This is a genomic window from Streptomyces lonarensis, from assembly GCF_012033735.1.
GTDB classification, from domain to species: Bacteria; Actinomycetota; Actinomycetes; order Streptomycetales; family Streptomycetaceae; genus Streptomyces; species Streptomyces lonarensis.
In genome coordinates this window covers 1-20,936 of sequence record NZ_JAAVJD010000086.1, presented here as the reverse complement: position 1 = coordinate 20,936, position 20,936 = coordinate 1, and the positions used below count along the sequence as shown (strand labels likewise).

General features: G+C 73.8%; 14 protein-coding genes and 2 pseudogenes. 6 read left to right on the top strand and 10 right to left on the bottom strand.

Features of this window, described 5'->3' with window-relative positions; all coding sequences use genetic code 11:
• Nucleotides 1–327 precede the first annotated feature (327 nt).
• The 3 genes from HCN56_RS13035 to thyX form a co-directional block, all read right to left on the bottom strand.
• Nucleotides 328–2,013, bottom strand: a complete 1,686-nt coding sequence (locus HCN56_RS13035; RefSeq protein ID WP_167970604.1) for a ribonuclease J — start codon at nt 2,011–2,013, stop codon at nt 328–330.
• Between the two features lie 240 nt (nt 2,014–2,253).
• Nucleotides 2,254–3,153: a 4-hydroxy-tetrahydrodipicolinate synthase gene (gene dapA, locus HCN56_RS13030; RefSeq protein ID WP_167970602.1), complete on the bottom strand. Its 900-nt coding sequence runs from the start codon at nt 3,151–3,153 to the stop codon at nt 2,254–2,256.
• A gap of 296 nt (nt 3,154–3,449) precedes the next feature.
• On the bottom strand, nt 3,450–4,142 hold the full coding sequence (gene thyX / locus HCN56_RS13025) for an FAD-dependent thymidylate synthase (RefSeq protein WP_209312677.1): 693 nt from the start codon (nt 4,140–4,142) through the stop codon (nt 3,450–3,452).
• A 323-nt stretch (nt 4,143–4,465) separates the two neighbouring features.
• On the opposite strand from thyX, the gene HCN56_RS13020 reads away from it, so the two are divergent.
• On the top strand, nt 4,466–5,008 hold the full coding sequence (locus HCN56_RS13020; RefSeq protein ID WP_167970598.1) for an SCO5741 family PH domain-containing membrane protein: 543 nt from the start codon (nt 4,466–4,468) through the stop codon (nt 5,006–5,008).
• A gap of 265 nt (nt 5,009–5,273) precedes the next feature.
• Here the strand turns inward: HCN56_RS13020 and HCN56_RS13015 are convergent, their stop codons facing one another.
• From HCN56_RS13015 to rpsO, 5 genes are all read right to left on the bottom strand, one after another.
• Nucleotides 5,274–5,738: a hypothetical protein gene (locus HCN56_RS13015; RefSeq protein WP_167970596.1), complete on the bottom strand. Its 465-nt coding sequence runs from the start codon at nt 5,736–5,738 to the stop codon at nt 5,274–5,276.
• A 1-nt stretch (nt 5,739) separates the two neighbouring features.
• Complete coding sequence (dapB, locus tag HCN56_RS13010) at nt 5,740–6,495, bottom strand: 4-hydroxy-tetrahydrodipicolinate reductase (protein ID WP_167970594.1); 756 nt, start codon at nt 6,493–6,495, stop codon at nt 5,740–5,742.
• Nucleotides 6,496–6,567: 72 nt separating this feature from the next.
• Nucleotides 6,568–7,959 carry a M16 family metallopeptidase gene (locus HCN56_RS13005; RefSeq protein WP_167970592.1) on the bottom strand — a complete coding sequence of 464 codons (1,392 nt, stop codon included), beginning with the start codon at nt 7,957–7,959 and terminating at the stop codon, nt 6,568–6,570.
• The gene (locus HCN56_RS13000; protein ID WP_167970590.1) at nt 7,956–10,181 is read right to left on the bottom strand and encodes a polyribonucleotide nucleotidyltransferase; all 2,226 of its coding nucleotides are present in this window, start codon (nt 10,179–10,181) and stop codon (nt 7,956–7,958) included. Before HCN56_RS13000 ends, HCN56_RS13005 begins: the two co-directional genes overlap by 4 nt.
• A 284-nt stretch (nt 10,182–10,465) precedes the next feature.
• Nucleotides 10,466–10,759, bottom strand: coding sequence for a 30S ribosomal protein S15 (rpsO, locus tag HCN56_RS12995; RefSeq protein ID WP_167934140.1), 294 nt, complete (start codon nt 10,757–10,759; stop codon nt 10,466–10,468).
• A gap of 273 nt (nt 10,760–11,032) precedes the next feature.
• On the opposite strand from rpsO, the gene HCN56_RS12990 reads away from it, so the two are divergent.
• From HCN56_RS12990 to HCN56_RS12975, 5 genes and pseudogenes are all read left to right on the top strand, one after another.
• Nucleotides 11,033–11,308, top strand: a complete 276-nt coding sequence (locus HCN56_RS12990; protein WP_209311154.1) for a hypothetical protein — start codon at nt 11,033–11,035, stop codon at nt 11,306–11,308.
• A 327-nt stretch (nt 11,309–11,635) separates the two neighbouring features.
• Nucleotides 11,636–11,893 (top strand): DUF397 domain-containing protein, encoded by a 258-nt coding sequence (locus HCN56_RS12985; protein ID WP_168088846.1) that lies wholly within the window; start codon nt 11,636–11,638, stop codon nt 11,891–11,893.
• A gap of 98 nt (nt 11,894–11,991) precedes the next feature.
• Nucleotides 11,992–12,732 (top strand): hypothetical protein, encoded by a 741-nt coding sequence (locus tag HCN56_RS12980; RefSeq protein WP_167970588.1) that lies wholly within the window; start codon nt 11,992–11,994, stop codon nt 12,730–12,732.
• 335 nt (nt 12,733–13,067) lie between these two features.
• A pseudogene (locus HCN56_RS27515) lies at nt 13,068–13,196 on the top strand (SCO5717 family growth-regulating ATPase); the annotation flags it as partial.
• A 978-nt stretch (nt 13,197–14,174) separates the two neighbouring features.
• Nucleotides 14,175–15,827: pseudogene (locus HCN56_RS12975) on the top strand (MinD/ParA family ATP-binding protein); the annotation flags it as partial.
• 126 nt (nt 15,828–15,953) lie between these two features.
• Here HCN56_RS12975 and HCN56_RS12970 read toward each other — a convergent pair.
• Together HCN56_RS12970 and HCN56_RS12965 are read right to left on the bottom strand one after the other, a co-directional pair.
• A complete protein-coding gene (locus HCN56_RS12970) occupies nt 15,954–16,949 on the bottom strand; it encodes a bifunctional riboflavin kinase/FAD synthetase (protein WP_167970584.1) in 996 nt (331 codons plus the stop codon).
• 36 nt (nt 16,950–16,985) lie between these two features.
• Nucleotides 16,986–20,663: a S1C family serine protease gene (locus tag HCN56_RS12965; protein WP_167970582.1), complete on the bottom strand. Its 3,678-nt coding sequence runs from the start codon at nt 20,661–20,663 to the stop codon at nt 16,986–16,988.
• Nucleotides 20,664–20,936 lie beyond the last annotated feature (273 nt).

The window sequence follows — 20,936 nt, the reverse complement described above, 5'->3', positions numbered from 1 at the left end:
CAAAGGAACCTCGTCCACCAGCAGGAAACCTGCCGACCGGACGGGGTATCAACATATCTGGCGTTGACTTTTGGCACGCTGTTGAGTTCTCAAGGAACGGACGCTTCCTTCGGACTGCCTTCCAGCAGACCCTCCGGGCTCTTCCCTTCGTGTTTCCCACTCTACCAGAGTCAATTCCCTTGCCGTTTCCGGCTGTTGGGGTTACTGCTGGTGCTCCGGTTCCCAGGACCCTTGGAGCTGGCCCTGCTTCCCGTTGCGGCGGTGACGTAAACGTACTGGGTCGAGGCGCCCGGATGCAAATCCGGGCCCCCCGGGGGTCGGTGACGGTCAGACGTCCACGACGACAGGCATGATCATCGGGCGCCGGCGGTAGGTGTCCGACACCCATTTGCCGACGGTCCGCCGCACCAACTGCTGCAGCTGGTGCGGGTCGACGACGCCGTCCTGCGCGGAACGGGCGAACGCCTCCTCGATCTTCGGCACCACCGCGGCGAAGTCCGCCTCGTCGATGCCGGAGCCGCGGCTGTGCACGGTGGGGCCGTTGACGACCTTGCCCGTGCTGGAGTCCACGACGACGAAGACGGAGACGATGCCCTCGTCTCCGAGGATGCGGCGGTCCTTGAGGTTCGCCTCGGTGACGTCGCCGACGGAGAGGCCGTCCACGTAGACGTAGCCGGCCCTGACCTTGCCGGAGATGCGGGCACGGCCGTCGACCAGGTCGACGGTGACGCCGTCCTCGGCGATCACGATGTTCTCCGGCGGCACGCCGGTCTTCGCCCCCAACTCGGCGTTGGCGCGCAGGTGTCGCCATTCGCCGTGCACCGGCATCAGGTTCTTCGGCCGGCAGATGTTGTAGAAGTACAGCAGCTCGCCGGCGGAGGCGTGCCCGGAGACGTGCACCTTCGCGTTGCCCTTGTGGACCACGTGCGCGCCCCATCGGGTCAGCCCGTTGATCACGCGGTAGACCGCGTTCTCGTTGCCCGGGATGAGCGAGGACGCCAGGATCACGGTGTCACCGGGGGTGATCCGGATCTGGTGGTCGCGGTTGGCCATGCGCGAGAGCGCCGCCATCGGCTCGCCCTGCGACCCGGTGCAGACGAGCACCACCTGCTCGTCCGGCAGGTCCGCCAGCGCCTTCACGTCGACGACGAGCCCCGGCGGCACCTTGAGGTAGCCGAGCTCCCGAGCGATGCCCATGTTGCGGACCATGGAGCGGCCGACGAACGCGATCCGCCGGCCGTTCTCGTAGGCGGCGTCCACGATCTGCTGGATGCGGTGCACGTGGCTGGCAAAGCTCGCCACGATGATCCGCTTGTCCGCGGCGGCGAACACCTGCCGGAGGACGCCGGAGATCTCGCGCTCGGGGGCGACGAAGCCGGGCACCTCGGCGTTGGTGGAGTCCGAGAGGAGCAGGTCGATGCCCTCCTCCCCCAGGCGCGCGAAGGCGCGCAGGTCGGTCAGGCGGCCGTCCAGCGGCAGTTGGTCCATCTTGAAGTCGCCGGTGTGCACCGCCATGCCGGCACCCGTGCGGATCGCCACGGCCAGCGCGTCGGGGATGGAGTGGTTCACGGAGACGAACTCGCAGTCGAACGGGCCGAACTGCTCGCGCTGCCCCTCCCGCACCTCGAGGGTGTAGGGGCGGATGCGGTGCTCCTGGAGCTTGGCCTCGATGAGCGCGAGGGTCAGCTTGGACCCCACCAGCGGGATGTCCTTCTTCTCCCGCAGCAGGTAGGGCACGCCGCCGATGTGGTCCTCGTGCCCGTGGGTGAGCACGATCGCCTCGATGTCGTCCAGGCGGTCCCGGATCGAGCTGAAGTCGGGCAGGATCAGGTCGATCCCCGGCTGCTCCTCCTCAGGGAAGAGCACGCCGCAGTCCACGATCAGCAGACGGCCGTTGTACTCGAAGACGGTCATGTTGCGGCCGATCTCGCCCAGGCCGCCGAGGGGGGTGACCCGCAGGCCGCCGTCGGGCACGCTCGGCGGCGCGCCGAGCTCGGGGTGTGGGTGACTCAAAAGACGCTCCTCACGACCCGCGCCACCCGACCGAATCGGTCACGTGGCGCGGATGACTGGTGTGGCGAGAGTGATCTCGCGTTGATGGGTTCGCTCTTCAGTTGTGAAGTCTTGGGGTGCGCGCCGGGGGCGCTGCTGCGGTGTGCGCCGTCACGCACGCTCCGAGGGGCGTGAGGCGACACGGATCACCGTGGCCGGGTGTCGCGCTGACGCGCGGTCGACCCGGCCACGGTGCAGGGCTCAGAACTGCACGCCGCCGGCGGTGAGGTCGCGGCGCAGCTGCTCCGTCTCCTCCTCGGTGACGCCCACCAGCGGAAGCCGGACCGGACCGCCCGGCAGCCCCTGGGCGGCCATGGCGGCCTTGACCGTCAGGACGCCCTGAGTGCGGTGCATCCCGGTGAAGACCGGCAGCAGCTTCTGGTGGATCTCCGTCGCCTTGACCACGTCACCGCTGACGAACGAGTCGATGAGGCTGCGCAGCTCCGGGGCCACGACGTGGCCGACCACGGAGACGAAACCGACGGCGCCGACGGACAGCAGCGGGAGGTTCAGCATGTCGTCGCCGCTGTACCAGGCGAGGCCCGTGGTGGCCACGGCCCAGCTCGCACGGCCGAGGTCGCCCTTGGCGTCCTTGTTGGCCACGATCCGGGGATGCTCGGCCAGCCGCATCATGGTGCTGGTGTTGATCGGCACTCCACTGCGCCCCGGAATATCGTAGATCATCACGGGGAGCTCTGTGGCGTCCGCCACAGTGGTGAAGTGCTGGTACAGGCCCTCCTGCGGGGGCTTGTTGTAGTACGGGGTGACGACGAGCAGCCCGTGGGCGCCGACGGCCGCCGCCTCCTTCGCCAGGTGCACGCTGTGGCGCGTGTCGTTGGTACCGACCCCGGCGACGACATGGGCACGGTCGCCGACCGCCTCGACGACGGCACGGACCAGGTCGGCTTTCTCGGCGTCGGTGGTGGTCGGCGACTCACCGGTGGTTCCGTTGACGACGAGGCCGTCGTTGCCGGAGTCCACGAGGTGGGTGGCGAGACGCTGCGCGCCGTCGAGGTCGAGGGAGCCGTCTGCGGTGAACGGCGTCACCATGGCGGTGATCACCCGCCCGAAGGGGGTTCGTGATGTCGAGGTCGGAGCCATGCGTACCACGCTACTCGCAGCGCACCGCAGTGTGCGGCATCGGGGCGGGGAAGACACGGAGTCCGGCACTGCCTGCTCGGGGGTTCAGGCAGTACCGGATCCGCAGATCCAGCGTAGACGAACCCGACAAAGCACCGCAATGCGGACACCGTCGCTCTCGCGTTCGGCCACAGCCGCCGACGGACGACTCCGGCCGGAACCCACCGGGGGCCCATGAGGTTCCGGCCCCGTCCCCGCACGGGTCCGCGGCCGCCCGCACCCGCTCCGGCGCCCGGCCCCCGGGCCGGGTGCGGCCCTCAGGGGGCGATACGGCCGTTCGCGTTGAAGGCGGCGTGGGTGAGCGGCATGTGAGAGGCCCAGTGGTGCTCCATCAGCTCGCCGACCATCTCGATCTCCCGCTGGGGGAAGGACGGCACCTTCGCCTGCTCGTGCTGGGTGCGCAGCCCGAGGAAGTGCATCAGCGAGCGGGCGTTGCAGGTGGCGTACATCGAGGAGTACAGACCGACCGGCAGCGTCGCGCGGGCCACCTCGCGGGCGACGCCCGCCTCCAGCATCTCCTGGTACGCCGCGTACGACTGGCGGTAGGACTCCGCCATCGCCTCGCTCACCAGCTTGTGCTGCTCGGGCGTCCCGGCGACGAACTCGTACTTGCCCGGCCTGCCCTGCTGCACGAGCTTCCGGTCCTCCGCCGGAACGTAGAAGACCGGGTCGAGGCGACGGTAGCGACCGCTCTCCTCGTTGTAGCTCCAGCCCACCCGGTGGCGGTGGAACTCGCGGAAGACGAACAGCGGGGCGCTGATGAAGAAGGTCATCGAGTTGTGCTCGAACGGGCTCCCGTGCCGGTCGCGCATCAGGTAGTTGATCAGCCCCTTGGAGCGCTCCGGGTCCTTGGTGACCTCCTCCAGGGACTGCTCCCCCGCGGTGGAGACCCGCGCGGCCCAGAGGACGTCGGAGTCGGACGCGCTGTGCTTGACCAGCTCCACGGTCATGTCGCTGCGGAAACGAGGTGTATCGGACACCGGAGGCCCTCCCGGGTGTGACAGATCGTGGCGGGCGCCGGCCCACCGGGCGGACGCTCGCCCACACCCTATGAGAGCCCCCCGGGGAGGGCCGGGGCCGGGGGTGGCCACCTCCCCCGGCGGACGGTTGTCGCATTCCGGACGGCCGACCGGCCCACTCCCGGCTGAGCACCACGGCGCGGCGCGGTAATCTCACCGGTCACCGGGCCCCTCAGCGGACCGGCCCTGTGCCCGCCCACGCGACCGCGGCGCACCGCGCCCGCGCGTCCACCGGAAACGATCGAGGACCAGCCGTGCCCCTGCCTTTCCTGACGGCCGAACGCGCACCAGAGACCGTGCGGGACGACACCCTCCCCCACGCCACGCAGGACCACTGGCGGAGGCCGTACCGGCTCGGCGGCCTGCGGGTGGCCATCGCCGCCGTGCTGCTGCTGCTCGCGAGCTACGTCCTGATGTCCGCGGTCATCATCGCCCTGGCGGGCGGGCCCGCCGCCGCGAGTGTCACCCTGGCGATCGCGGTGGTCACCATCACCTTCGCGCTGCGGATACTCAGGATCGGCATCTGGGTGAGTCCCCACGGGCTCCGCCAGGTCAACCTGCTGACCACCCGCACGGTGCGGTGGCGCGACATCTCCCGCGTCAGCACCGTGCAGCAGCCGGTGAAGTGGCTGGGCCTGCCGCGCACCGTGCAAGGGCAGGCGCTGCTGATCGAGCGGCGTCGCGGCGAGCCGCTGCGCACGCTTCTCACCGACCGCAACTCGGACTTCCTGCGCCGCCCCGACGCCTTCGACCGCGCGGCGGACCTCATCGAGGCGTGGGCGGACGAGAGCCGGTGACCCCTGCACGAGGCGCCTGACGCCCGGCGACCCCGCGGCGGCGGCGCGTGAGACCGCCGACGGGCCCGGTGCCGCACACCCGAGGACGTGCGGCACCGGGCCCGTCGCACGAACGGCAGGAGCCGGGAGCGGTGAGTACCGGCCATCCTGCGCCGGCGCGATTCCCGGCACGGGCAGCCGGGCCGACCGACCGGCTCATGCCCCGTGATCGCGGCGCCGCCCTTCCGGGCCGGCCCGCCTCCCGCACCTGCGGAGGCGGCAGCCGTCAGGGGCGGGGGTCGCCCGTGAGCTGCTTTCCGGCGTGCAGGTCGATCGCACGCCGCATCGCGTGGCGGCCCCGGGCCGTGTCGCGGGCGTCGTGGTAGGCGACCGCGAGCCGGAACCACGTGCGCCAGTCCCCCGGCGCGGCCTCGACCTCCTTGCGGCGCTCCGCGAAGACCGCGTCGGCCGCGTCCCGGTCCACCCGGCCGCTGGGCGCACGGGGCAGGTCGTCCACCGGCAGCCCGCCCTCGGCGTCGAGCACCCGGGCCAGCCGGCTCGCCTGCTGGGCGAAGCGCGTGCTGTGCCAGAGGAACCAGGCGCCGATCAGCGGGAGCACGAGCGCCGCGGCCCCGAGGGCCACGGACACCCACGTGCCGTGCCGGATGAGCACCACACCTCGATGGGCGACGAAGCCGAAGTAGACGACCAGGACCACCGAGACGACGGCGTAGCCGATGCGCGCGCCCATCTCAGCCGTCCAGGTCCAGGAAGTGCTCCAGGCCGAGGGTGAGGCCGGGAGTGTCGACCACGCGGCGCACGCCGAGCAGCACACCCGGCATGAACGAACCGCGGTTCATCGAGTCGTGGCGGATGGTGAGGATCTCCCCCTCGTCGCCGAACAGCACCTCCTGGTGGGCGACAAGGCCGCGCAGCCGGACCGCGTGCACCGGGACGCCGTCGACATCGGCGCCCCGTGCCCCCTCCAACCCGGAGGTGGTGGCGTCCGGCTGATCGGGCAGGCCGGCCTCGCGTCGGGCCTCGGCGATGACCTGCGCGGTGCGCGTCGCGGTGCCGCTGGGTGCGTCGGCCTTGCCGGGGTGGTGCAGCTCCACCACCTCCGCGGACTCGAAGAACCGTGCCGCCTGCCGCGCGAAGTGCATGGTGAGCACCGCGCCGATGCCGAAGTTCGGGGCGATCAGCACCCCGGTGCCGGGCGCGGCGGCGAGGTCCGCACGCAGCTTGTCCAGCCGCTCCCCGGTCCAGCCCGTGGTGCCCACCACGGCATGGATGCCGTTGCGGACGCAGAATGCGACGTTGTCGACGGCCGAGTCCGGGTGGGTGAGCTCCACCGCGACCTGCGCGCCGCGCCCGGTCAGCGTCTCCAGCGCGTCGCCGCGGCCGAGGGCGGCGACCAGCTCCAGGTCCTCGGCGGCCTCCACGGCCCGGACGGCCTCGGAGCCCATCCGGCCCCGTGCACCGATCACCGCGACGCGCAGCTTGCTCATGGGTTGGTTCCGTTCTGTGGGTGCGTGGGCCCGGGCGACCGGCGGTTCCGGCCGCGTCGGGCCGCACGCGGGCTAGGCGAGGGCGTTCTCCAGGCGGGAGGCCTGGCGCTCGGTGAAATGGCCGATGGCCGCGAGGGAGGGCCGGTGGTCCAGGATCTCCCCGGCGACCTGCCGGACGTCCTCCACCGTCACCGAGGTCATGCGGGACAGCATCTCATCCAGGCTGAGCTGGCTGCCCCAGCAGATCTCGCTCTTGCCGAGCCGGTGCATCAGCGCCCCGGGGTCCTCCAGGCCCAGCATGGTGGCACCGGCCAGCTGCCCCGTCGCCCGGCGCAGTTCGTCCTCGGTCAGCCCGTCCTCGGCGATGCGGGCCAGCTGCTCACGGCAGATCGCCAGCACGTCCTGGACCTGCGCCGGGCGGCAGCCGGCGTAGATGCCGAACAGTCCGCAGTCCGCGTAGCCGGAGGTGTAGGAGTACACGGAGTAGGCCAGGCCGCGCTTCTCCCGGATCTCCTGGAAGAGGCGTGAACTCATGCCGCCGCCGAGCGCGGTGGACAGCACGCTCAGCGCCCAGCGGCGGTCGTCGCCCCGCGAGACCCCCGGGAGTCCCAGGACGACGTGCGCCTGCTCGGTGCGCCGGTCGAGAAGGCCGACGCGGCCCGCGGCGCGCAGCGTGCGGGCCCCACCACGGGGCGCACACGGCTCGGCGTCCGTCCGCTCCAGGGCGCCGGCCCGGTCGAAGGCCGCGCGGACCCGGCGCACCACCGTCGCGTGGTCGAGGTTGCCCGCGGCGGTGACCACGAGCCGTGTCGGGTCGTAGTGCTTGCGGTAGAAGCGGGCGATCCGGTCGCGGGTCAGCGCCTCGACGGTCTCCGCGGTGCCGAGCACGGGGCGGCCCAGGGGGCTGTCACCGAGCATCGTCTGGGCGAAGAGGTCGTGGACGCCGTCGCCGGGGTCGTCGTCCGTCATCGCGATCTCCTCGAGGATGACGCCGCGTTCGGCGTCGACCTCCTCGGGGAGCAGCAGCGAGTCGGTGAGCATGTCGCAGATGACGTCGATCGCCAGCGGCAGGTCGCTGTCGAGGACCCTCGCGTAGTAGCAGGTGAACTCCTTGGCGGTGAAGGCGTTGAGTTCACCGCCGACCTCGTCCAGTGCCGCGGAGATGTCCAGCGCGGAGCGGCGGGAGGTGCCCTTGAAGAGCAGGTGCTCGAGGTAGTGGGTGGCGCCGTTGAGCGTGGGCGTCTCGTCGCGGGAGCCGACGTGCGCCCAGATCCCGAAGCTGACGGACCGGACCGAGGGCACGGTCTCGGTGACGACGCGCAGGCCACCGGGGAGGACGGTCTTGCGGACGGTGCCGGCGCCGTTCTCCCCCGGGAGCAGGGTCCGGGTGAGGGCGCGCGGACGGGCCGCGGCCCGCCCCTCCGTGCGGGAGGGGCGGGCCGGGCGGCGGACGGTGCGCGTCACTGTGCGGCGTCGTCCTTCGCGTCGTCGGCGGAGTCGCCGTCCTCACCCTCGACGACGGGGATGAGGGAGAGCTTGCCCCGCTGGTCGATCTCGGCGATCTCGACCTGGACCTTCTGGCCGACGCCGAGGACGTCCTCGACGTTCTCGACGCGCTTGCCGCCGGCGAGCTTGCGGATCTGCGAGATGTGCAGCAGACCGTCCTTGCCGGGGAGCAGCGAGACGAAGGCGCCGAAGGTGGTCGTCTTGACGACCGTGCCCAGGTAGCGCTCGCCGACCTCGGGCATCGTCGGGTTGGCGATGCCGTTGATCGTGGCACGGGCGGCCTCGGCGGCCGGGCCGTCGGCGGCACCGATGTAGATGGTGCCGTCGTCCTCGATCGTGATGTCGGCGCCGGTGTCCTCCTGGATCTGGTTGATCATCTTGCCCTTCGGGCCGATGACCTCACCGATCTTGTCCACCGGGATCTTGACGGTGATGATCCGCGGGGCGTTGGGGGACATCTCGTCCGGGGTGTCGATCGCCTCCATCATCACGTCGAGGATGTGGAGACGGGCGTCGCGGGCCTGCTTCAGCGCCGCCGCCAGGACCGAGGCGGGGATGCCGTCGAGCTTGGTGTCGAGCTGCAGCGCGGTGACGAACTCGCGGGTGCCGGCGACCTTGAAGTCCATGTCGCCGAAGGCGTCCTCCGCACCGAGGATGTCGGTGAGGGTGACGTAGTGGGTCTTGCCCTCGATCTCCTGGGAGATCAGGCCCATGGCGATGCCGGCGACGGGGGCCTTGAGCGGCACACCGGCGTTCAGCAGCGACATGGTGGAGGCGCAGACCGAACCCATCGAGGTCGAGCCGTTGGAGCCCAGCGCCTCGGAGACCTGGCGGATGGCGTAGGGGAACTCCTCGCGCGTCGGCAGGACGGGCACCAGCGCCCGCTCCGCCAGCGCCCCGTGGCCGATCTCGCGGCGCTTGGGCGAGCCCACCCGGCCGGTCTCACCGGTGGAGTAGGGCGGGAAGTTGTAGTTGTGCATGTAGCGCTTGCGGGTCACCGGGGAGAGGGTGTCCAGCATCTGCTCCATGCGCAGCATGTTCAGCGTGGTCACGCCGAGGATCTGCGTCTCGCCGCGCTCGAAGAGGGCGGAGCCGTGGACGCGCGGAATGGCCTCGACCTCGGCGGCCAGCGTGCGGATGTCCGTCGGGCCGCGACCGTCGATGCGGACCTGGTCGGTGATGACCCGCTCGCGGATGAGCTCCTTGGTGAGGGAGCGGTACGCGGCGGAGATCTCCTTCTCGCGGCCCTCGAACTGCGGCAGCAGCTTCTCGGCGGCCAGGCCCTTGATCCGGTCCAGCTCGGCCTCGCGGTCCTGCTTGCCGGCGATGGTGAGCGCCTGGGCGAGCTCGGTGCGGACCGCGGCGGTCAGGGACTCCAGCACGTCGTCCTGGAAGTCCAGGAAGACGGGGAAGTCGCCGGTCGGCTTCGCGGCCTTGGCGGCGAGCTCCGACTGGGCCTGGCAGAGCGCCTTGATGAACGGCTTCGCGGCCTCCAGGCCGGCGGCGACGACCTCCTCGGTGGGGGCCTGGCCACCACCCTTGACGACCTCGACGGTCTTCTCGGTGGCCTCGGCCTCGACCATCATGATCGCGACGTCACCGTCGGGCAGCACGCGGCCGGCGACGACCATGTCGAAGACGGCGTCCTCGAGCTCGGTGTGGGTCGGGAACGCGACCCACTGGCCGTTGATCAGCGCGACACGGGTGCCGCCGATGGGGCCGGAGAACGGCAGGCCGGCCAGCTGCGTGGAGCAGGAGGCGGCGTTGATGGCGACCACGTCGTAGAGGTGGTCGGGGTTGAGGGCCATGATCGTCTCGACGATCTGGATCTCGTTGCGCAGGCCCTTCTTGAACGAGGGGCGCAGCGGCCGGTCGATGAGGCGGCAGGTGAGGATCGCGTCCTCGGAGGGCCGGCCCTCACGGCGGAAGAACGAGCCGGGGATCTTCCCGGCCGCGTACATCCGCTCCTCGACGTCCACCGTGAGCGGGAAGAAGTCGAGCTGGTCCTTGGGGTTCTTCGAGGCGGTGGTCGCCGACAGCACCATGGTGTCGTCGTCCAGGTAGGCGACGGCGGAGCCGGCGGCCTGGCGGGCGAGGCGGCCCGTCTCGAAGCGGATGGTGCGGGTGCCGAAGGAGCCGTTGTCGATGACGGCCTCGGCGTAGTGGGTCTCGTTCTCCACCGTTGGTTTACTCCTCTGCTGTGTCCCCGCCCGTGTGGCGGGGACCTTGGCGGTGGAGCGCCCCTGGTACGGGCCGGCCATCGATCGAAGCACCCGGGAGATCTCGCCCGGAGGCCACTACCGAGGACCGGCGGCGGTAGGAGCGCCCCGCCTCATCATGTCCTTGACGGGTCCAGCGTACAAACAGCCGGACCGGTTCCGCCCCTCATCGTCGGGATGCGTCGGGCGGATACGGCGAAGGGAGCGGCCCCCGACCTGCGGGGACCGCTCCCGTCACCAGTGCCTCAGCGCGCGCCGCCGGCGGCACCACGGCGGATGCCGAGGCGCTCCACCAGGGCACGGAAGCGGGTGATGTCCTTCCGGGCCAGGTACTGCAGCAGCCGGCGACGCTGGCCGACGAGCAGCAGCAGACCACGACGGGAGTGGTGGTCGTGCTTGTGGGTCTTCAGGTGCTCGGTCAGGTCGGTGATCCGACGGCTGAGCAGCGCGACCTGGACCTCGGGGGAGCCGGTGTCACCTTCCTTGGTGGCGAACTCGGCGATGATCTTCTGCTTGGTGGCGGCATCGAGCGACGACACGGCTTCTCCTCGTGGTTTCGTGTGTCCGGGAGCCGCCCCTGGTCTTCGTCACAGGGACCGGAATCCCACTCCCGGAGCCAGCCAACCCTAGCAGCCGGGCGGGAGGGGCCGCGCCGGAGGGGAGGGGCCCCGGTGGCCCACCCCCGGCGCGGTGCGGACCTGCGAGGTGGGCACGGCCGTGTCGGCGAGGACGGGGGAAGCCGCCGGGGCGGAGGAGGAGCGGGCTTCTGGGCGTCCGGTCCCCACGATCGGGTGAACGTCTATGCTGCTCGCGTGTTTACAACCGGAGACAAGCTCACCCCCAAGCAGGCACGGCGGCTCCGGATGGGCATCGGGGGCGCGGCGATGGCGGCCATGGCCGTCGTGCTGGTGATCCGACTCGGGGACGGATCGTCGCTGCTCTCGGTCGGACTCTACGGCGCGGCCTTCGCGCTCAGTGGAGCCGTGATCGAGATGAGCCGTCGGGGACGCACCCGGCTCGGCATGGCCGTTCTCGTTGCGGGCTTCGTGCTGGTACTTGCTGCCGACTGGTGGCTGCGCAGCCTCTGACACCCCGTCGCGGCGGACGCTGACCCGCCTCCCGCCGCCGGCCCCGGGGTCGCCTCGCACCGCCGCGCGGGGACGACGCGCAGCACGCCGCGCACCGGGAGCGCGCGTCGCCGGTGCTCGCGCCGTTGCCCACGCCCCGGAGCGCACTGCGAGCGCGTGACTCCTGCACCTCACGCCGCGCTGCCCCGGCGGGCGCACGGCGCCCGGCAGGCTACGCCGGGCCACCGGGCTCATGACCACGTGTGCGTTCTCCGTTACGATCCAGTGCGTGTCCGGGCCGGTTCCGGCCCGGTCCCCGGCTGCGACGCGACAAGGGAGTGGCTACCAGTGAGTGAGACCCCGGCGGAGATCGCCGCTCGCAAGGAGCGGGAGAAGAACGAGCTCTACGCCATGGACATCTCCGGCGCCGAGTGGCTCAGTGCACCTGACGGGCCGCAGGACGAGAAGGTGGAGATCGCCTACCTGGAAGGCGGCGCGGTCGCGATGCGGAACAGCGCCGACCCGGGAACCGTGCTGCGGTTCACCGCCGCCGAGTGGGAGGCGTTCGTACTGGGCGCGCGGGACGGCGAGTTCGACATCGCCTGAGGGCGCCCGCGGGGCGGGAGCCCCCGGTGCCGGGCCCCGCGACCCGCGGCGGCCGGCATGCCGTGCCGGGCGGTACCCGGTGTCACGAGAGGACCAGAATGGCATTGCGGGGCGCTCGCCTCTTCGCGGCGGCCGTGATCGGCGGTGCCCTGCTGCTGACCGGCTGCGGCACCACCTCCGAGCCGGGCGCCGCCCCGGACGGCACGCTCGACGACCCGCTCGCCGCGGGCCCGGAGTCGCTTGTCGAGGAAGGGCCGGCGGCGGACCTCCGACGAGCGGTCAACGAGTCGATGGCGACCACCACGTTCCGCGCCGAGGGCCCCTCCCCCGCCTTTCCCGATGCCCAGCAGGTGATGTGGTCGGACCCGGAGGTCGGCGTCAGGGTGGCGCTGAGTTCGGAGGTGAGTGACGGTGAGATGTTCTGCCAGGACGGCGTCGTCTACACCTCCGTCCCGCTGTTCGCGGCGCGCATGGGGGAGGCGGGCGACCCGGTCGACGTCCCCGCCGAGGTCCGGGACGGCTTCGTCAGCGTGCAGGCGGGCGACGACTGCGGGGCGCTCTTCGAGGTGCCGCCGGGAGCGCGTTTCGCCCCCGAGCGGGACACGGAGGTCGAGGGCGCGGCCGCGACGGCGCTGGTGACGTCCGGCGGCGGCGTCACGGAGACCTTCCTCGCCGCCGCGGAGGAGCCGCACCATCTGCTGCGGCTGGAGTCCGAGTTCAGCGACGGCGGCGGCACGACCGTGTACGACTCCTTCGGCGACCCCGTGGACGTCAGCATGCCGGACGAGGCAGCGGTCATGTCGACGGAGGAGTTCTTCAACCTGGTGCAGCCGGGCTGATCCCGCGCCCCGGCGAAGGGAGGCGTCCGGCTTCCCGGCCGACGTGCGGCCCGCCCCGCGCCCCGCACGGGGCGATGCGACGCGGCCCCGCGCGGGGCGCGTGGCGGGCGGGTTCCGGGCCGCATCCGCCCGCCGTCGGGCGCCGCCGATGTGAACGGCCCGGCTGTGCCCCGGGCGTCGGGACCGGCGTGCCCGCCGCTCCTTTAGTGTTGAGTGCAAGCGCGGTGCACCGCGCCGTCAGCAAGTTCTGAGTCCACGCCCGCGGGGGTGGCACACCGCGGTGCCGGGCCTGGACCGCGGGGCGCGGACCAGGGAGATCAGCAGCGGGAGGCGTCGTGAACAGCGATCGGGACGGTATGCGCACCGCGTGGGAGGCCGGGGACGATCGCCCCGAGGTCGACCCGCAGGGCGACGAGCCCGAGGAGACCGGTCAGTTCACCGTCGATTTCGAACCGCCGTCCTGGTACGGGCCCGGCAGTGCCTCACAGCCCGGGACGGGCGGCGGAACCGGACAGGGCGCCCACCAGGCGGGCACGCCTGGGGCAGCGGAGGCAGCTGACGAGGCGTCGGCCGCTCCGCCCCCTCTGCCGGCCCCGCGCCGTCAGGCCCCGGCCTCCCCAGCGGCCCTGCACGACGCGGACGGGGGAGAACGCCCCGCCCCGGGCGCCGTCGACAGCCCGGCAACAATGCAGTTCAGCAAGGCGGCACTCCGCCGCGCGTTGCACGAGCGCCCGCCGGAACCGAGCCCTCCGGCCCCCGCCGCCCCGGCGCCCGGCGGACTCCCGCCGCTGCCGCCGGACTTCCAGCTCCAGCCGCCGCTCGGCTCGCCCCGAACTGCCGCGCCCCACTCCGGCGGCAACCCGGGGGCGCCGCCGACCCCGCCGGGGTTCATGCTGCCGGACTCGGTCTCCGAGGCGGCGGAGGAATCTGCCCGACCGGGCCCCGCCGCCGTGCCCGCGAACGAAGGCCCGCACGGGGCCGCGGACGGGGCCGCGAACGCCGATGCCGATGCCGAGGTCGACGCGTACGAGCTGCCGGCAGCCGTGCCGCGCCCGCCGGAGCCCGCTGACAACGGACCGGACGCGGCCGACGCAACGCGCCCCCCGGGCCGATCGGATGCCCCGGACGACGTGCCCGACGCGACAACCAACGCGGACGCCCCCCGGCCCGACTCTGCGGCGAGCCCGCTGCCGAGCCTCCCGGTCGCGTCCCCGGACGCCGCAGCGCCGCGCTCGGATGTCTCCGAACAGGCGGCGCACCCGGCCCTCCCTGCGGGCCCGTCCGGGCAGCGGGGAGGTCCGGAAGCCCCCGGAGCCAAGCCGGTCCCCTCCCCCTATGCACCCGGGCCACCCTCCGGCGCACGGGGCGGGCCGTTCCCGCCCGGTCACCCCTCGACGCCGCGGGGTCCCGTGCCGCCGTGGTCGCCCCCCGGGAGCCCCGGCGCACCGTCGAACAGCGGCGGCGCCGCGACTCCGGCCTCGCCGTACGCCCCGGTACCGCAGCAGCAGGGCCCCGGGCCCGTTCCGGGTGGCGCACCCTCGCGCGCCTGGGGCGGCCCGCCACGTGAGCAGGCCGGCGGCGCCGGCGGCGGTCAGCACGCCGGGCCCCGCCCGCCCGAGACCGGGCAGCCGCCCGCGGGCGGGCCCGCTGCGGCCTCTCCTTACGGAGGCCCCCCACGGGGCCCGATGAGCCCGTCGCAGCACGGCCCGTACCCGAACGCGCCCGCGCACCGGGCCGCGCCGGGCCCGATCCCACCCGGACCACCCCCGGAGCCGGGGCCGTTGCCCGGCGGCAGGCCCGCCCCGTCGGGTCCGCCCGGCCCTGCCGCACAGCCGGGGCCGAACACCCCGGTCGCCGGACGGCCCGGCCCGCCCGCCGCCCAGGAGCCGCCCCCCGGCGGCAGGCCGCTGCAGCAGTCGGCACCGCAGCCGGGAACGCTCGGCTACACCGCGTCGGTGGAACTGTCCTCGGACCGGCTTCTGCAAGAGAAGCGCCGCAACAAGCAGCGGTCGCAGCCCGCGAGCCGTCCGAGCTCGCGCTTCAAGTTCGGGGCAAAGGCCGCCGAGGCGGAGCGGCAGCAGAAACTGCAGCTGATCCGGACGCCGGTCCTCTCCTGCTACCGGATCGCCGTGATCAGCCTCAAGGGCGGAGTCGGGAAGACCACGACCACGACCGCCCTCGGAGCGACGCTCTCGTCCGAACGGCAGGACAAGGTCATCGCCATCGACGCCAACCCGGACGCCGGGACACTCGGCCGCCGGGTGCGACGCGAGACCGGCGCGACCATTCGGGACCTCGTCAGCGCGATCCCGTACCTCAACAGCTACATGGACATCCGCCGGTTCACCTCGCAGGCGCCGTCGGGACTGGAGATCCTCGCCAACGATGTCGATCCTGCGGTGTCGACGACCTTCAACGACGAGGACTACCGGCAGGTCATCGACGTGCTGGGGAAGCAGTACCCGATCATCCTCACCGACTCGGGCACCGGGCTGCTGTACAGCGCCATGCGGGGCGTCCTCGACCTCGCGGACCAGCTGATCATCGTCTCCACACCGTCGGTCGACGGAGCCAGCAGCGCCTCCACCACGCTGGACTGGTTGTCGGCGCACGGCTACGGCGACCTCGTGCAGCGCAGTGTCACCGTGATCTCGGGCGTGCGGGAGACCGGCCGGATGGTGAAGGTCGAGGACATCGTCGCGCACTTCCGCACCCGCTGCCGGGGCGTGGTGGTCGCCCCGTTCGACGAGCACCTGGCCGCCGGCGCCGAGCTGGACCTGGACCTCATGCGGCCGCGGACGCGGCAGGCGTACTTCGACCTGGCCGCGCTGATCGCTGAGGACTTCACCCGCGCGCAGCAGGAACAAGGGCTCTGGACGCCCGACGGCTCGATGCCGCCGCACATGGCGCCCCCGTTGCCCGGAGGCGGCGCACCGGCGGGCGGTGCCGCGTACGGCTACCCGCCGGGCGCGCCTCCCGGCTACGGCTACCCGCCGGCGGAGCCCGGTTACGGCTACCCGCCGCAGCAGCCGGGGGGCGGGTACGGCCGACCGCCTCAGTCGGGGCCGGGGTGGCAGCGGCCTCCCGGGCAGTGAGCCGAAGCGGGGCGAACCCGTGAGGCGGACGCCCCGCCCCGTCCCGCGCTTCGCGGAGGGGGCAGGGCGTCTCGTGTCAGGTGCCGGCCTAGGACCGGCGGCGGAGCGGCGGCAGCGGTACGGGGGTCAGCGCGCGTCGACGGCGACGGTCGGCGCGCCGCCTGCGGTCAGCTCCCGACTGCGGGCGACGTCGCCCGCCATGCGCTCGATGAACGCGTCGAGTGAGGGGAAGGTCTCCTGACCTCTCAGCCGTGCCAGGAAGTCGACCGCGACGTGGTCGCCGTAGAGGTCCAGGTCGTCCCGGTCGAGGGCATAGGCCTCGACGGTGCGGCTCGTGCCTTCGAACTGCGGGTTGGTGCCGACCGAGACAGCCGCCGGCAAGGACTGCGTGCCGATCGTGAGCCACCCCGCGTAGACGCCGTCCGCGGGGATCGCGGAGTAGGGCACGGTGTCGAGGTTGGCCGTGGGATAGCCGAGGTCGCGGCCGCGGCGCGCCCCGTGCACCACCGTCCCCTCGACGCGGTGCGGTCGTCCGAGCATGTCGGCGGCCGCGGTGACATCGCCCTCCGCGACGAGCCGCCGTACCGACGACGAGGAGTACCGGGAGGGTTCACGGGGCGCCGAACCGTCCGTCGGGCTGCTCACCTCCGGCGTGTAGAAGTCGACGACCTCGACGTCGAAGTCGTGGGTCGCGCCCAGCTCCCGCAGGGTCTCGACGGTGCCGGCGGCGCGGTGGCCGAAGCGGAAGTTCGGGCCCTCGACCACGGTGCGTGCGTGGAGCGACCCGGCGAGCACCCGCTCCACGAAGGCGTCGGGTGAGAGCTGCGAGAACTCGGCGGTGAACGGCAGGACCAGGACCGCGTCGACCCCGAGCTCCCCCATGAGGCGGGCGCGGTGCGCGTGGGTGGTGAGCAGCGGCGGGTGCGTGCCCGGACGCACGACCTCCTTGGGGTGGGGGTCGAATGTCACCACGACGGCGGGGACGCCGAGTTCACGGGCGCGCGCCACCGCTCGCCCGATGATGAGCTGATGTCCCCGATGGACCCCGTCGTAGGAGCCGATCGTGACGACGCTCCGCCCCCAGCCCCCCGGGATGTCGGCCAAATCGCGCCAGCGTCGCACCGGTATCTCCTCGTCGTCTCCCGGACTACTGCCGCGTCAAAAATACCGGCCGTCCGGCGCCTCGACGCGGCGGGGATCAGTGTGCACGGGTGCGGCGCCGCGCGCGGGGGCCGCCGCGGCCCGCCGTACGTCGCGGTCGGCGGGGACGCCGGGACCGCTCGCGGGGCGGGCGGTCGGTACGCCCGGCCCCGTCACGCCCGGGGCGCCGGGCGCGTCGGCGCCCGGGGGACGGGGCGCGGCCGACCGGGTTCCGAGCCGGTGACCGGGCGGCGGGTCGCGGTGCAGCGGCGGGTACGGGGCCGCGTGCGGCGGGGCCGGGTCGGACGCCCTCGCGGCAGGCGGCGGGGCTGCCGGGTCGGCTCCGCTCCGGGACGGGGCGGCCGGGGGCGGTTCCCTGCGGGCGACGAGCTGCGCCAGATACGCGGCCTCCGGCGTCGGCACCTCTGCCAGCGAGCGGGCCACCGCGGACCGGACCGCGCCGGTGGCGGTGCGGCCCAGGCACTCGACGAGGGCGGTGAGCGCGGCCCGCGCGGCGCTGCCACTGTCGAGGCGGGCGCGGACGAAGGCGGCCACGGTCTCCGCCGCATGGGGCGCGGGGAGGGTCGCGAAGTCGGCCACCAGGGCGGCCACGGGGCGGGCGAGGGCGGGGGCGCTGACGGTGGTGAGCGCGCCCAGCGTCGTGGCGGCAGCGGCGGGGGTGGCGTCCGGCTTCCGCAACCGGCGGCGGAAGGCCGCCAGCACGCGCTGCGGTTCGGCTCGGGCGGCGTCCGCCGCGGCGACGGTGAGCCGCCGGTCATCGGCACTGCCGTCGGCGCACTCGACCAGATGCGCCAGTGCTCCGGGGAGGTGCGCCGCCCGGGTCACCGGATCGCTGATCAGCAGGTGGTACGCGGGGCTGCGGAGTTCCGGCCCTCCGGAGTGGCGGACCAGCTGCCGCGCCGCCGCACGCAGCTGTTCCCTGGCATCGGCTGCCCGTCGGGGCACGGAGGCGTCCAGCACACCGAGGCAGGCCGCGGCCGCGGCTCGACGGTGCGGCAGCGGGTCCGCGGACCACCGCTCCACGGCCGTGCACAGGGCGACGGGGTCGAGGCGGACGAGGTCCGCCAGCACCGCGGCGGACCGGGGGTACACCGCGTCCACCAGAAGGTCGGCGAGCGCGCCCGTGCGGACCGGGCGCCCGCCGGCGAGCAGCTGGTGGGCAATGTCGGCGACGCTGGGAGCGGGGTCTTTGCTGTGGACGCCGCCCGCGCGGGGCAGTGGCCGGAGCTGCCGCTCGTCGCCCAACCACCCGCAGAGCTCCGGCTGCGCCTCGACAGGATCGGTGGCCAGGAGTTCACCGACCGCGGCGACGTACGGGTTGCGGTCGGTGGGGCCGTCGACGGGGGCGGCGCCGCCCCCGTCCGGCGGAGCTGTGTGCCCCGCCGCCGCGGCGGTGCGGCCCGTCGGCGGGGCGCGGTGCGGACCACCGGCGGGGAGGACGAGCCGCAGCAGGCCGACCCGGTCGCAGGTGTTCAGCCGCAGCCGCCGCCAGAACGGGGCGGGAAAGTCGGCCGCCGCAGCCCGCCTCTCCCCCACCAGCACCGCGAGGCGTCGGGCCGAGTCGAGTTGCCGGGTCGCGTCCGGCAGGCGCAGCAGCGTCTCACCGAGCAGATGGACGCACCACCAGTGGAGGTCCCGCCCGGGGCCGGTGGCGGCCTCCCCGCCGGACGGGGCGCCGAGGGTGCTCTGCCGAGCCGAGCGGGGTGGCTCGGCGTCCGCCGCCCCGGGGGCGGTGGCGAGCGCGTCCAGCAGGCGGTGCAGTCGGCTCCGGAGAGCATCGGCGCCGAGGTCCCGCTCGGTCCGCAGCAGGGCGAAGACCACCGGGCCGATCCGGTGCCGCGGAACGGGTGGGGGCGCAAGGTTCGTGAGGTGGGGATCGGGGGCGGTGAGCAGCTGGTCGAGTGTGGCGTCGAGGTCGAGGTGGCGTCCCTGCAGCCAGTCGGCGAACTCCTCGTCCGCGAAGCGGTAGCCGGGGCCGGCCGCGGCGATCACCCCCTCGGCCAGCACCGCCCTCGCCCATCCGCCGGTTTCCGGGAACAGTGCGGCGAAAGCCTCGCGGGGCAGGACCACGGGGCCCAGGGAGCTGCGGGCGGCCTCGTGCAGGCGCGCCTGTGCTCGTGCGGCCAACCGGCGCAGCTCCGGACCTCGGGCGGAGCCGGGGAGCAGTTCCGCGACGCGGAGGGCGGTCAGGTCGAGGTGGGCGGCGAAGATCTGCTGCCGGTCCGGCGTCCCGAGGGCGCGCCCCGTGCTGTGCTGCGCCGCCCGGACGTCGGCGAGCATGCGGAGGGAGAGCGGGTGGCGCCGCTCGGCGGGGTCCACGGCGGAGCCGATGCCGAGTGCCTCCCGGACCCCGCCGGCCTGCACGGGCGGGAGATCGCCCAGCCAGTGGCACGCGGGCAGGGCGATCCCGGACGACGCGGCGGGCGCGAACCCCCCGTGGAGGCTGTCGGCGGGGAAGTGCCTCCCGGCGTGTTCCCAGAACTCGGGGCGGCAGGCGACGACGAGTCCGGCCCCGGCGGCACGGAGCCATACCTCGGAGGCGGCGGACCAGTGCGCCAGATCCGGCACGAGAGCGGCCGACATCTCCTCGGGAGTGTCCAGGACGACGAGCAGCATGTGCCCCGCCCGGCGCGCGACCCGGGCGAGCACGTCCGGGTCCGGCGCGCGCGGGGCGGGCGGGCGCGCCGCGTGCCCCGTCGCGCGGGGCGGCCCGGTCGCCGCCCCGGAGAGGACCCGGCGCAGGGCGTCGCGCACGCCGCGATCACCCGCCTCCAGGTCGGCGCCCCGTAGCCAGAGGGTGGGCGCACCGTGTTCGGTCTGCGCGCGGAGCGCGGTGTGCGCGGCGAGGACGGTGCTGCGGCCGGTGCCCGGCGGGCCGACCAGCGCGAGCACGGTGCGGTCGGAGGAGTCGAACTTCCGCAGGGCGGCGGCGGCCTCCGGTCGGCGGGCGGCTGCCGCTGCCGCTCCGGTGGGCGCGTGCCGTGGCGCCGGCACGGTGCGGGAGCAGAGCACGAGGGCGCCGGTGGCGTTCAGGTCGGCGCCGTGGCCGGGGACCAGCCTGGAGTTGCGCCGCAGCACGGCGGCGAGGGGACCGTCCGGCTGCGCCTCCGCAGCCTCGGGCAGCGGCACGGCGAACGCCCCGTCGTGCTCACCGCTGTGCAGCGCCGTGCCGAGGACGGCGAGCACCGCTCCGGTGTCCGCGGCGATGACGGGGCCGCCGGTCACCTCGGGGTTGAGGCGGAGGCGCACGGTGCGCGATTCCGTTGCGTCCAGGCGCAGCACCCGCGGCACCGGGTGGAAGCGGTCGGTCGCCGTGTAGGTCGCCGGGCCGACCCCGGTGACGACCGACCCGGTCCAGCCGTCCAGGGGGATGCGGACCGGCGGCTGGTCTCGCTCGGCCCGCGCGGCGCCGATGAGCAGCGGTGTGTGGCCGACCAGCCCGGGGGTTCGCACCAGGGCAAGGTTCCACTCGGGGAGCGCGGTGACATCTGCGGCGGGCACCACGCACGGTGCGCCGCGCGCGGGGTGCACCACCACGCGTGGCAGGCCGTCGACGGCCTCGTGGCTCGTGATCACGGTGCCGCGGTCGTCCGCGAGGAAACCCCGGCCCCGGGGGCGGCCGGCGAGGTCACGGATGGTCGGCAGCGCGGGGCTGTGGGAGTAGGGCTCGTCCACGGTCGTCGCCTCCCTGCGGGACGGGTTACCGCGACGTTCTGCCCAGGGCCGGGCCCCGTGCGCGTCGTTCACCACAGCGAGCCGTCGCGCGCCGTGCAGTGGGGCGTTCACGCCCCCTGCCGGGTGCCCCGCCGCCGCACGGGGCGCCCGCATCGACCTGTCGGTCCCGGCGCGACGCCGGCCGGGAGAGACCGGGCCGGGCCCGCGCCGCGCGGCGGCCTACGCCCCCGCCGGGCCTGACCGGGCGGTCCGCCGGGCCGCCCGGCCCTGCCG

What these genes read in the sequence shown, in the direction of transcription:
- dapA (WP_167970602.1), bottom strand. Translation starts at nt 3,153, where the DNA reads ATGGCTCCGACCTCGACATCACGAACCCCCTTCGGGCGGGTGATCACC.
- dapB (WP_167970594.1), bottom strand. Translation starts at nt 6,495, where the DNA reads ATGAGCAAGCTGCGCGTCGCGGTGATCGGTGCACGGGGCCGGATGGGC.
- thyX (WP_209312677.1), bottom strand. Translation starts at nt 4,142, where the DNA reads ATGACCGTGGAGCTGGTCAAGCACAGCGCGTCCGACTCCGACGTCCTC.
- HCN56_RS12980 (WP_167970588.1), top strand. Translation starts at nt 11,992, where the DNA reads ATGGCATTGCGGGGCGCTCGCCTCTTCGCGGCGGCCGTGATCGGCGGT.
- HCN56_RS13015 (WP_167970596.1), bottom strand. Translation starts at nt 5,738, where the DNA reads ATGGGCGCGCGCATCGGCTACGCCGTCGTCTCGGTGGTCCTGGTCGTC.